Raw genomic sequence first — 12,069 nt, forward strand, 5'->3', positions numbered from 1 at the left:
AAAGGAACGCGCACCCCTGTGGGAGCGAGCTTGCTCGCGATTGGCCGCGCCGCGGTCTTGAGACTTTATGCGCTGAATCAAGGGTTTGAACCATGCGCGTTGGCGGCAGCGTTTGATCGTGGCACGATGTCGGGGTTATCGACCGAGACCCCCTGACCATGCCCCAATCCCAAGCCAAGAATCTGTCCCTGATCGCCGCGATCGACCTGGGCTCCAACAGCTTCCATATGGTCGTGGCCAAGGCCCAGAACGGCGAAATCCGTATTCTCGAACGGCTCGGTGAAAAGGTTCAGCTGGCCGCCGGCATCGACGATGAGCGCCAGCTCAACGAAGAATCCATGCAGCGCGGGCTCGACTGCCTCAAGCGCTTTGCCCAACTGATCAACGGCATGCCGCTGGGCGCCGTGCGGATCGTCGGCACCAACGCCCTGCGCGAGGCGCGCAACCGTGGCGAATTCATCCGCCGCGCCGAAGAAATCCTCGGCCATCCGGTGGAAGTCATCTCCGGCCGTGAAGAGGCCCGCCTGATCTACCTCGGCGTGTCCCACACCCTCGCCGACACCCCGGGCAAACGCCTGGTCGCCGACATCGGCGGCGGCAGTACCGAATTCATCATCGGCCAGCGTTTCGAACCGCTGCTGCGCGAAAGCCTGCAAATGGGCTGCGTGAGTTTCACCCAGCGCTATTTCAAGGACGGCAAGATCACCCCGGCCCGCTACGCCCAGGCGTACACGGCGGCGCGGCTGGAAATCATGAGCATCGAACACGCCCTGCACCGCCTGACCTGGGATGAGGCCATCGGCTCCTCGGGCACCATCCGCGCCATCGGCCTGGCGCTGAAGGCCGGCGGTCACGGCACCGGCGAAGTGAATGCCGAAGGTCTGGCATGGCTCAAGCGCCGCCTGTTCAAGCTCGGCGATGTCGACAAGATCGATTTCGAAGGCATCAAGCCGGACCGTCGGGCGATCTTCCCGGCCGGTCTGGCGATTCTCGAAGCGATCTTCGACGCCCTCGAGCTGCAACGCATGGATCACTGCGAAGGCGCGCTGCGTGAAGGCGTGCTGTATGACCTGCTGGGCCGCCATCACCACGAAGACGTGCGCGAACGCACCCTGACCTCGCTGATGGAGCGCTACCACGTCGACCTCGAACAGGCTGCACGGGTCGAGCGCAAAGCCTTGCACGCGTTTGATCAAGTGGCCGTGGACTGGGAGCTGGACGACGGCATCTGGCGCGAACTGCTGGGCTGGGCGGCGAAAGTGCACGAAGTCGGGCTCGACATCGCTCACTATCACTACCACAAGCATGGCGCTTACCTGATCGAGCACTCGGACCTCGCCGGCTTCTCCCGCGAAGACCAGCAAATGCTCGCCCTGCTGGTGCGCGGCCACCGCCGCAACATCCCCAAGGACAAGTTTGCCGAGTTCGGCGAAGAGGGCGACAAGCTGATCCGCCTGTGCGTGTTGCTGCGCTTCGCCATCCTGTTCCACCACATCCGTGGCACCCAGGCGATGCCGCAAGTGGCACTGCATGCCAACGGCAGCAACCTCGACGTGGAATTCCCGGAGAACTGGCTGGATGAAAACCAGCTGACCCAGGCGGATTTCGGGCTTGAGGCGGAGTGGCTGACGCGGGTGGGGATTGTCCTGACCGTGCATTGAGTAACGGGCAGGCACAAAAAAGGCGATCCGGATGGATCGCCTTTTTTATGGCTTTGAAACCTGCGGTCAGCTGCTGACCGGCAAAATCGGGCTGCCCAATCGCTCCAGCAACGTCGCCTGCGCACTGCGCGGGTTCTGGTTGCCGGTCGGCGTGTTGCGGATGTAACGACCATCCGATTGCAGGCTCCAGCTGTGGGTGTTGTCGGTCAGGTACAGCTCCAGCTCTTTCTTGACCCGGGTCAGCAGCTTCTTGCCTTCCACCGGGAAGCAAGTCTCGACGCGCTTGTCGAGGTTGCGCTCCATCCAATCGGCGCTGGACAGGAACATCTGCTCCTCGCCACCGTTGAGGAAGTAGAACACTCGGGTGTGTTCAAGGAAGCGGCCGATGATCGAGCGCACGTGGATGTTGTGCGAAACCCCGGCGATGCCCGGACGCAGGCAGCACATGCCGCGCACCACCAGATCGATGCGCACGCCGGACTGGCTGGCCTTGTACAGCGCGCGGATGATCTTCGGATCGGTCAGCGAGTTGAACTTGGCGATGATGTGCGCCGGCTTGCCGTCGAGCGCGAATTGGGTCTCGCGCAGGATCATGTCGAGCATGCCCTTCTTCAGGGTGAACGGCGCATGCAGCAGCTTCTTCATGCGCAGCGTCTTGCCCATGCCGATCAACTGGCTGAACAGTTTGCCGACGTCTTCGCACAAGGCGTCGTCGGACGTCAGCAGGCTGTAGTCGGTGTACAGACGAGCGTTGCCGGCGTGGTAGTTACCGGTGCCGAGGTGCGCGTAACGCACGATCTCGCCGGCCTCGCGGCGCAGGATCAGCATCATCTTGGCGTGGGTCTTGAAACCGACCACGCCGTAGATCACCACCGCGCCCGCCGCTTGCAGACGGCTGGCCAGTTGCAGGTTGGACTCTTCGTCGAAGCGCGCACGCAGCTCAATGACCGCCGTCACTTCCTTGCCGTTACGCGCGGCGTCCACCAGCGCATCGACGATTTCCGAATTGGCGCCGGAGCGGTACAGGGTCTGGCGCACGGCCAGAACGTGCGGGTCCTTGGCGGCCTGACGCAGCAGGTCGACCACCGGGGTGAACGACTCGAACGGGTGCAGCAGCAGGATGTCCTGCTTGCTGATCACGCTGAAAATGTTCTCGCTGTTTTGCAGCAGTTTCGGAATCTGCGGGGTGAACGGCGTGTATTGCAGCTCCGGATGGCTGTCCAGACCGGTGATGCTGAACAGACGCGTCAGGTTCACCGGGCCGTTGACCTGATACAGCTCGGTCTCGCTCAGGTTGAACTGCTTGAGCAGGTAGTCCGACAGGTGTTTCGGGCAGGTGTCGGCGACTTCCAGGCGTACGGCGTCACCGTAACGACGGGAGAACAGCTCGCCACGCAGGGCGCGGGCGAGGTCTTCGACGTCTTCGGAATCGAGCGCGAGGTCGGCGTTTCGGGTCAGACGGAACTGGTAGCAGCCTTTTACCTTCATGCCCTGGAACAGGTCATCGGCGTGGGCGTGGATCATCGACGACAGGAACACATAGTTGTCGCCAGGGCCGCCGACTTCTTCCGGCACCTTGATGATCCGCGGCAGCAGACGCGGCGCCGGGATGATCGCCAGACCGGAATCGCGGCCGAAGGCGTCGATACCTTCGAGCTCGACGATGAAGTTCAGGCTCTTGTTCACCAGCAACGGGAACGGGTGCGTCGGGTCGAGGCCGATCGGGGTGATGATCGGCGCGATCTCGTCGCGGAAATAGCGGCGCACCCAGGTCTTGAGCTTGGTCGTCCAGTTGCGACGACGGATGAAGCGCACCTGATGCTTTTCCAGCTCCGGCAGCAGGATGTCGTTGAGGATCGCGTACTGGCGGTCTACATGACCGTGCACCAGCTCGCTGATGCGGGCCAGGGCCTGATGCGGTTGCAGGCCGTCGGCGCCGGCCTGTTCACGGGCGAAGGTGATCTGTTTCTTGAGGCCGGCGACGCGGATTTCAAAGAATTCGTCGAGGTTGCTGGAGAAGATCAGCAGGAACTTCAGCCGCTCCAGCAACGGGTAGGACTCGTCCAGCGCCTGTTCCAGCACGCGGATGTTGAACTGCAGTTGCGACAATTCACGGTGGATGTACAGGCTGCTGTCATCCAGGCCGGGAATCGCGATCGCCGGAACCGCCGCGGCGGGCTCGGTTGCCGGCGCGGGTGGCGCAGGCTCCAGTTCCGGCGGGGTTTCGGTAATCTGCTCGACCACGGGTTGAGCTTCTTTTACGGCAACTTCAGTGAGTCCTTCGGTATTCATCGAATGTTCCTGGGAGGGCTATTTCTGCTCTCGTAACAATTGAGCGGCACGGACAGCAAAGTAAGTCAGGATGCCATCAGCGCCGGCACGTTTAAAGGCGGTCAGGGATTCGAGGATCACGCCTTCGCTCAACCAGCCATTCTGGATCGCCGCCATGTGCATGGCGTATTCGCCGCTAACCTGATAGACGAAGGTCGGCACTTTGAAGGCATCTTTTACCCGGAACAAAATGTCCAGGTACGGCATGCCGGGTTTGACCATGACCATGTCCGCGCCTTCAGACAAGTCTGCGCCCACTTCGTGCAGCGCTTCGTCGCTGTTGGCCGGGTCCATCTGGTAGGAAGCCTTGTTCGCCTTGCCCAGGTTCGCGGCCGAACCCACGGCGTCGCGGAACGGGCCGTAATAGGCGCTCGCGTACTTGGCCGAGTAGGCCATGATCCGCACGTTGACGTGACCGGCCAGCTCCAGCGCTTCGCGGATCGCCTGAATGCGGCCGTCCATCATGTCCGACGGGGCAACCACCTGGGCGCCCGCAGCGGCGTGAGACAAGGCCTGTTTGACCAGTGCATCGACGGTGATGTCGTTCTGCACATAGCCTTCTTCATCGAGAATGCCGTCCTGACCGTGGGTGGTGAACGGGTCGAGGGCGACGTCGGTGATCACGCCGAGCTCGGGGAATCGGTCACGCAGGGCACGGGTGGCGCGCTGGGCGATACCTTCGGGATTCCAGGCTTCGGCGGCATCGAGGGATTTGAGTTCAGGTGGCGTGACCGGGAACAGCGCCAGCGCCGGGATCCCCAGTTCGACCCATTTGGCGGCTTCTTCAAGCAGCAGGTCGATGGTCAGGCGCTCGACACCCGGCATCGAGGCCACGGCTTCGCGGCGGTTTTCACCGTCGAGCACGAACACCGGCAGGATCAGGTCATCGACCGTCAACACATTCTCACGCACCAGCCGCCGGGAAAAATCATCACGGCGATTGCGACGCAGGCGGGTGGCAGGGAACAGACGGTTGGCTGGGGTAAAGCTCACGGCAGACTCCTGAGCCCGCGCAAACGGGCGAGCGTGACAGTTATAGATGGCCATTATGACCAACGTATTACAGTTATGTGCACCCCTGCGACAGGTAGTCGCTTTCCATTGTCCGTGTAGGAAATGTTCACGTCGAGACACATTTCGACACTTTCCTGAATGTGTCCGAAGGGTTAGGCTGCGCGTTCATTTCGCCAGCACCCAGACAATGCTCCAACAATTTCTGCATGACTTCGGCTACTTTGCCCTGTTTCTCGGCACGTTTTTCGAAGGCGAAACCATCCTGGTGCTCGCGGGCTTCCTCGCGTTCCGTGAATACATGGACATCAAACTGGTGGTGGTCGTGGCGTTCTTCGGCAGCTATGCCGGCGATCAGCTGTGGTACTTCCTGGGCCGCAAGCACGGGCGCAAATTGCTGGCGCGCAAACCGCGCTGGCAGATGATGGGCGACCGCGCGCTGGAACACATCCGCAAGCACCCGGACATCTGGGTCCTGAGCTTTCGCTTCGTGTACGGCCTGCGCACGGTGATGCCGGTGGCAATCGGCCTGTCGGGCTATCCGCCGGGACGCTATCTGCTGCTCAACGGTATCGGCGCCGCGATCTGGGCCACCGCCCTGGCCGCTGCCGCCTACCACTTCGGCGCCATGCTCGAAGGCATGCTCGGCAGCATCAAGAAGTATGAATTGTGGGTACTGGGCGCGCTGCTGGTGCTTGGCCTGGGCCTGTGGCTGCGCCGCCGGTTCAAGAATGCCCGGCTGGCGAAAAAGGTCTACGAGGAAGAACAGGCCGAGCAACTGGCCAAGGCCGAACGGCACAAAGCCGAAATGGCCAAGACCGCCGACCCTAAGACGCCAGCCGAGTAAGTCGCTGGCGGCAGCAATACAGCCCGATGCCGCTGAGCAGGCTGTAACTGAGCAGGCCGACCCACATTCCCGGGCTGGCCGACCAGAGTCCGACCAGCGGCGCCAGCCACACCAGCGGCAGGTTCGATGCCAGCCGCAGCACTTCCAGCCTCCCCGCCCACGGGCGATTCTCCAGGGCCACGCCCAACACGAACAAACCGAACGCCACCGCGCCCCAGCCGAGCAGCAATGCGCCGGTGGGCAGACTGCGTTCCAGATTCAGCAGATAACTGCCCAGCGCCACATAAACGCCGAACTGCAACCCCACATACCACTGCTGACGACTGTCCAGCGGCACCTCGAATTTGCGGAACTGACTCAGGTCCGGCTTGCTCATCGGATACTTCGCCGCGACATCCGCCGGACGCCAGCCGGTGCGCATGAACCAGATCCGGATCTTGTCCCACGTGCGCTCGGCCCGGCGCGCGTCATCCCATAGCTGCGCGTAGAACTGCAGGTTCGCCCACAACGGATTCCAGCTCGCCAGCGGCGTGGTCACGCCGAAAACCACCGGCTCGTTGTCGTCCTCTTCCTGGAACGAGCCGAACAGACGGTCCCAAATAATGAACACCCCGCCGTAGTTGCGATCCATGTAGAGAGCGTTCTGTGCATGGTGGGCCCGATGATTGGACGGCGTGACGAAGCACCATTCGAACCAGCCAAGCTTGGGAATGTGCCGGGTGTGGACCCAGAACTGATACAGCAGATTCAGCGCCGCGACACTGACGAACACCAGCAGCGGCACCCCGAGCACGGCCATCGGCAGGTAGAAAATCCAGCCCAGCAGAAACCCGGTGCTGGTCTGGCGCAAGGCCGTGGAAAGGTTGTAGTCCTCGCTCTGGTGATGCACCGAATGCGCGGCCCAGAGGATGTTGCGTTCATGGCCCATGCGATGCAGCCAGTAATAGCAGAAGTCATAGAGGACAAAGGCAAACACCCAGACCCAGACACTGTCCGCCGGCAACCTGACCAGCGCCAGATGCTCCAGGGCAAACGCATAGGTCACCAGGCCCACACCCTTGGTCAACAGGCCGGTGGTGGTCGACAACACCCCGGTGCTGATGCTGTTCACCGCATCGGCCAGGCGATAGTTGCTCACCCCGCGCCAGCGGTCGGCGATGAGCTCCGCCGCCATCAATACGAAGAAAAAAGGCACCGCATACAAAATGAAGTTCATGACGCGCCCTGATCGAGATCCGTGTGGACAGATCCTAGGTGTAGCCGCGGCTAGACCCTATGGCAACGAACGACAAATTAGTGGACATTTAACGCCATGAATCTGGAGAGAAACCCATGAGCAAAAAAGTTGCAGTGATCCTGTCCGGTTGCGGCGTGTACGACGGCGCCGAGATCCACGAGAGCGTCATCACCCTGCTGCGCCTCGACCAGCGCGGCGCCCAGGTGCAGTGCTTCGCCCCGAACATCGCGCAATTGCATGTGATCAACCACCTGACCGGCGAAGAAATGCCCGAATCGCGCAACGTGCTGGTGGAATCGGCACGCATCGCCCGGGGCAACGTCAAGGATCTGCGTGAGGCCGATGTCGAGGACTTCGATGCGCTGATCGTGCCCGGCGGTTTTGGTGCGGCGAAGAACCTGTCGAACTTCGCCATCGAAGGCGCCGGCTGCACCGTGCAGCCGCAAGTGCTGGCGCTGGCCGAAGCCTTTGCCGAAGCGGGCAAGCCTGTTGGCCTGATCTGCATTTCGCCGGCGCTGGCCGCGAAGATCTACGGCCCGGGCGTGACCTGCACCATCGGCAACGACGCCGACACGGCCGCCGCCATGAACAAGATGGGCGCCACCCACGAAGACTGCGCGGTGACCGACATCATCGAAGACAAGGCGCGCAAACTGGTGACCACCCCGGCGTACATGCTGGCGCAGACGATCAGTGAGGCGGCTTCAGGGATCAACAAGCTGGTGGATCGGGTGTTGGAACTGACTCACGAAAACGACGCCTGACCGGAGACCGTGATCGTTCCCACGCTCTGCGTGGGAATGCCTCTCGGGACGCTCCGCGTCCCAGCCTCACCGCGGATACAGATCAGACGCGGAGCGTCCAAGGCTGCATTCCCACGCAGAGCGTGGGAACGATCAAGCGCTGCGGGTGACGATCAAACCTGGCGCGCCAGCCGCGTCAGGATCCGGTCCAGCGCATTGGCGAACGCCTGCTTCTCGCGGTCGCCAAACGCCGCCGGACCACCGCTGACCTGGCCCTGTTCACGCAGGTCGGTGAACAGGTTGCGTGTAGCCAGCCGTTCACCCATGTTCTGCGCGTCGAACTCCTTGCCTCGCGGGTCCAGCGCCGCCACACCCTTCTTCACCAGCCGGTCGGCCAGCGGGATGTCGCTGCAGATCACCAGTTCGCCCGGCACCGCGTGTTCCACCAGGTAATCATCCGCCGCATCCGGGCCGCTCGGCACCACGATCAGCTTGACGATCGCCAGCGCCGGTTTGCTCTGCGGCTGCCCCGCCACCATCACCACTTCGAAGCGGCGCTTGAGGGCGAACTTGACCACCAGCTCCTTGGCCATCTTCGGGCAGGCGTCGGCATCGATCCATACGCGCATCATCTCAAGCCGCCACTCGGCGCTTTTCAGCCACCCAACTGCGACCGTACAGCACGATAATCGCCGCAATCGCCACGGCCTGCGCCGTCAGCGAGTACGCATCGGCGTGAATCCCCAGCCAGTCGAAATCGAAGAACGCCACCGGCCGGGTGCCGAAGATCCCGGCTTCCTGCAACGCCTTCACGCCGTGGCCGGCGAACACCACCGACAACGCGCACAGCAGCGCTGCGTTGATGCTGAAGAACAGCGTCAGCGGCAGTTTCGCCGAGCCACGCAGGATCACCCACGCCAGACCGAACAGCAGCACCAGCGCCGTCGCACCGCCGGCAAGTACCGCGTTGTGCCCGGCGGGACCGGCCTGCAGCCACAGGGTCTCGTAGAACAGGATCACTTCGAACAGCTCGCGGTACACCGAGAAGAACGCCAGGATCGCGAAACCGAAACGCCCGCCTCCACCCACCAGGCTCTGCTTGATGTAATCCTGCCAGGCCGCCGCGTGCCGACGGTCGTGCATCCACACCCCAAGCCACAACACCATGACGCTGGCGAACAGCGCCGTGGCGCCTTCCAACAGTTCACGCTGGGAGCCGCTGACATCGATCACATACGCCGCCAGCGCCCAGGTGCCGAGGCCGGCGAGCAGCGCCAGCCCCCAGCCGACGTTGACGCTGCGCACCGCCGATTGCTGGCCGGTGTTGCGCAGGAACGCGAGGATCGCCGCCAGCACCAGAATCGCTTCCAGACCTTCGCGCAACAGAATCAGCAAACCGGAGATGTAGCTCAGCGACCAGCTCAGACCATCGCTTCCCAACAGGCCGGCGGATTCCTTGAGTTTGGCCTTGGCCGCGTCCAGACGCTGCTCGGCCTGCTCCACCGGCAAACCATCCTGCAGCGATTGCCGATAAGCCATCAGGGATTTTTCGGTGTCCTTGCGCACGTTGGCGTCGACGTTGTCCAGCGAGCTTTCGACCAGTTCGAAGCCTTCCAGATACGCCGCCACCGACAGGTCATAGGCTTGATCGTGTTCACCGGCGCGGTATGCCGCCAGGCTCTTGTCCAAAGTTGCGGCAGTGTAGTCGAGCAACTGCGCCGGGCCGCGTTTGACCTGCGGCGGCTGCGCCCGTTGTACACGGAAGATCGCGGCGGCTTCAGCGCCTTCGGCGGCCTGCACTTCGGCCGGGGTCTGGCGGGCCAGATCGGCAATGTTGTAGGTCTTGTCGGATTTGGCCGTGGCCGGATCGGCGCTGAACTGCGCGATGTAGGTCGCCAGATCCCAACGCTGACGATCATCCAACTGATCGGCGAAGGCTGGCATGTCAGTGCCTTCGACGCCTTGGCCGAGAGTGCTGTAGATCGCGTACAGGCTCAGGTGATCCATCCGCGCAGCGTCGCGCAGATTGGCCGGCGCCGGCGTCATGCCGAGACCCGCCGGGCCGTCGCCGGCACCGGTGTCGCCGTGGCACACCGAGCAGTTTTGCGCGTACAGCGGCGCACCACGGGTCGGGTCAGGCGTGATGATCGGGGCCTGGCTGACTTCATAGGCCACCGCCAGTTTCGCGCCCAGTTGCCGGGCCTGACGGGCCACGTCCGCGCCGTCCTGTTTCGCCGTGATCGCGGCGTGCAAGGCGGTGACGCCCTGCTCCAGCGCCGCTTTCTCAAGCTTGGCCGGCAGGCCGGCGATCAGCCCTTGCAGCACCTGGGTGAATTCCAGCTGCTCGCGGTATTCGCCGTCATCAATGACTTTGCCTGCCGCTACCGTTGGCGGGTAATCGGCGCTGATGTAATCGAGCAGGTGCAGCGCTTGCGGCGCGCCTTCCACGGTGTCGGCCAGCAGATTGAAGCTGCTCAGGGCGCACAACGGGAACACCAGCCAGGCCAGAAATCGGGACGCGGCAGTCATGAATGAGTCTCAAATGGAAATGCGAAGTTACATATTGTTCACGTCGAGCGCGTTTCCCTCAAGCTTTCTTGGCGGCCCGACGGGTTTTAGCGCAAGGGTGCACTCGTCTTGCGGTAGTGCTCGACCATGAATTCGACGAACACCTGTACCTTTAGCGCCACATGCCGGGCGTGGGGATAGAGCGCGTAGTAATGCCGCTGGCCGAGGCTGTAGTTGGGCAGGATCTGCACCAGCCGGCCATGCAACAGATCGTCCTGCACCGTGGCCCGGGTGAACGCGGCAATCCCGACACCGGCCAGTGCCGCCGCATGCAGCGAGCTGATCGAATCAACCTTGAACCGCCCCTGAGCGCGCACCGCTGTCGCCAGCCCGCGCGCATCGATCAGCGACCAGTCGCCACCGCCAGCGAACGCGAGCAATTGATGGTCGGCCAGTTCACTGACCTGGCGCACCAAACCGTGTCGCGCGACGTAGGTTGGCGATGCCACCAGCACCAGCTCGGACACCGTCAGCAGACGCGCCACCAGGGATGAATCCGCCAGCGGCCCGCAGATACGCAGCGCGACGTCGAAGCCTTCGGCGATCAGGTCGACAAAACGGTCATCGCAGGACAGATCGACCTCAACCTCGGGATAGCGTTGCTGAAACGCCGGCAGCCAGCTCGCCAGTTCCAGCGTGCCGATCACCACCGGCGCGCTGATGCGCAACAGTCCACTGGGGGTTTCACGGGCCTGCCCGACCGCCAGCGCGGCCTGATCCAGGCGATCGAGAATGTCCACGCACGCTGCGTAATACTGCTGCCCCGCCGTGGTCAGGCTGAAGCGCCGGGTGTTGCGGTTGATCAGGCGCGTACCGAGCTCCGCCTCCAGTTGCTGGAGCTGGCGGGAGATCGTCGAATGCGTGGTGTCGAGCCGCTCGGCGGCGGCAGTGAAACCGCGACACTCGACGATGCAACGGAACGCGCGCATGGCCAACAGCTGATTCATCGAAGCCCTCAGTCGAGTGGCAGGCGAACGATCTGCTGCGTGGTCATGACGTCACCGAAGGTGTCTTCGATTTCGGCCAGCGCCGCGCGGTGCAGGCTGTCCTTGTCGACGGTGTCGCCGTTGACGCGGGTGATCGCCCGGGTCGCCGAAGCATCGGATGCTACCACGACCTGATAGCCCAACGGCGCAGCGTCCCGGGCGCCGCCGGCAACGCAGGCGTGGGTCATCAGCCCGGCGAAAATCACGGTCTTGATGCCGGCCTGCTTGAGCTGCCGATCAAGGTCGGTGCTGGCGAACACGCTGACCGTAGACTTTTGCAGCACATGATCCTGCGCCCTTGGCTGCATCAGCGGATGAAACTTCACGGCCTCGCCACCCTGCGCAAACACCGGCGAGCCAGCGGGCGCGACATGCTGGACCTGGAACACCGGCATCTTCGCCTGATCGGCAAAGCGGATCAGCTCACGGGCCTTGTTCATGGCCGCGATGCCGTCGGGAATCGGCAGACGCCCGCTGAAGTACTCGTTCTGGAAATCGATCACCACCAGCGCGGTAGTTTTCGGATCAAGGCGCTCGATCGGCGCCGCGCCGGATATTGCACGAATGGTTGGATGAGCATCCGGTGCAGTACTGGCCATCGCACTGCTGACCGCAGCGAGACCAAGACTGGCGAACAGGATTCTGAAAACTGAGCTGCAGCGATACGTTTGCGAGAGAGTCATGG

At 62.9% G+C, this 12,069-nt stretch carries 10 protein-coding genes; 3 read left to right on the top strand and 7 right to left on the bottom strand.

Translation table 11 applies throughout. The annotated features are described in order from the left end of the window. Nucleotides 1-158 precede the first annotated feature (158 nt). On the top strand, nt 159-1,661 hold the full coding sequence (ppx, locus tag PMI24_RS05910) for an exopolyphosphatase (RefSeq protein WP_007951834.1): 1,503 nt from the start codon (nt 159-161) through the stop codon (nt 1,659-1,661). Nucleotides 1,662-1,727: 66 nt separating this feature from the next. Here ppx and ppk1 read toward each other — a convergent pair whose 3' ends face one another. Beyond that, a complete protein-coding gene (gene ppk1, locus PMI24_RS05915) occupies nt 1,728-3,953 on the bottom strand; it encodes a polyphosphate kinase 1 (RefSeq protein WP_007951835.1) in 2,226 nt (741 codons plus the stop codon). Between the two features lie 18 nt (nt 3,954-3,971). Then, complete coding sequence (gene hemB / locus PMI24_RS05920) at nt 3,972-4,985, bottom strand: porphobilinogen synthase (RefSeq protein ID WP_007951836.1); 1,014 nt, start codon at nt 4,983-4,985, stop codon at nt 3,972-3,974. Nucleotides 4,986-5,193: 208 nt separating this feature from the next. On the opposite strand from hemB, the gene PMI24_RS05925 reads away from it, so the two are divergent. Continuing rightward, complete coding sequence (locus tag PMI24_RS05925) at nt 5,194-5,850, top strand: DedA family protein (RefSeq protein WP_007951837.1); 657 nt, start codon at nt 5,194-5,196, stop codon at nt 5,848-5,850. Here the strand turns inward: PMI24_RS05925 and PMI24_RS05930 are convergent. Continuing rightward, a complete protein-coding gene (locus tag PMI24_RS05930) occupies nt 5,831-7,066 on the bottom strand; it encodes a sterol desaturase family protein (protein ID WP_007951838.1) in 1,236 nt (411 codons plus the stop codon). The two genes, PMI24_RS05925 and PMI24_RS05930, sit on opposite strands and share 20 nt — an antisense overlap. 116 nt (nt 7,067-7,182) lie before the next feature. On the opposite strand from PMI24_RS05930, the gene elbB reads away from it, so the two are divergent. Beyond that, nucleotides 7,183-7,851 (top strand): isoprenoid biosynthesis glyoxalase ElbB, encoded by a 669-nt coding sequence (elbB, locus tag PMI24_RS05935; RefSeq protein ID WP_007951839.1) that lies wholly within the window; start codon nt 7,183-7,185, stop codon nt 7,849-7,851. Nucleotides 7,852-8,003: 152 nt separating this feature from the next. On the opposite strand, the gene PMI24_RS05940 is transcribed toward elbB, so the two are convergent. The 4 genes from PMI24_RS05940 to PMI24_RS05955 all read right to left on the bottom strand — a co-directional run bounded on the left by PMI24_RS05940 (nt 8,004) and on the right by PMI24_RS05955 (nt 12,067). Continuing rightward, on the bottom strand, nt 8,004-8,459 hold the full coding sequence (locus PMI24_RS05940) for a YaiI/YqxD family protein (RefSeq protein WP_045121670.1): 456 nt from the start codon (nt 8,457-8,459) through the stop codon (nt 8,004-8,006). 4 nt (nt 8,460-8,463) lie between these two features. Continuing rightward, complete coding sequence (locus PMI24_RS05945; RefSeq protein WP_007951841.1) at nt 8,464-10,359, bottom strand: FTR1 family protein; 1,896 nt, start codon at nt 10,357-10,359, stop codon at nt 8,464-8,466. An 86-nt stretch (nt 10,360-10,445) separates the two neighbouring features. Next, a complete protein-coding gene (locus tag PMI24_RS05950) occupies nt 10,446-11,345 on the bottom strand; it encodes a LysR family transcriptional regulator (protein ID WP_007951842.1) in 900 nt (299 codons plus the stop codon). Nucleotides 11,346-11,353: 8 nt separating this feature from the next. Further along, nucleotides 11,354-12,067 (bottom strand): cysteine hydrolase family protein, encoded by a 714-nt coding sequence (locus PMI24_RS05955; RefSeq protein ID WP_007951843.1) that lies wholly within the window; start codon nt 12,065-12,067, stop codon nt 11,354-11,356. Nucleotides 12,068-12,069 lie beyond the last annotated feature (2 nt).

Source organism: Pseudomonas sp. GM25, assembly GCF_000282255.1.
In the GTDB taxonomy this organism is placed as follows: domain Bacteria; phylum Pseudomonadota; class Gammaproteobacteria; order Pseudomonadales; family Pseudomonadaceae; genus Aquipseudomonas; species Aquipseudomonas aphyarum.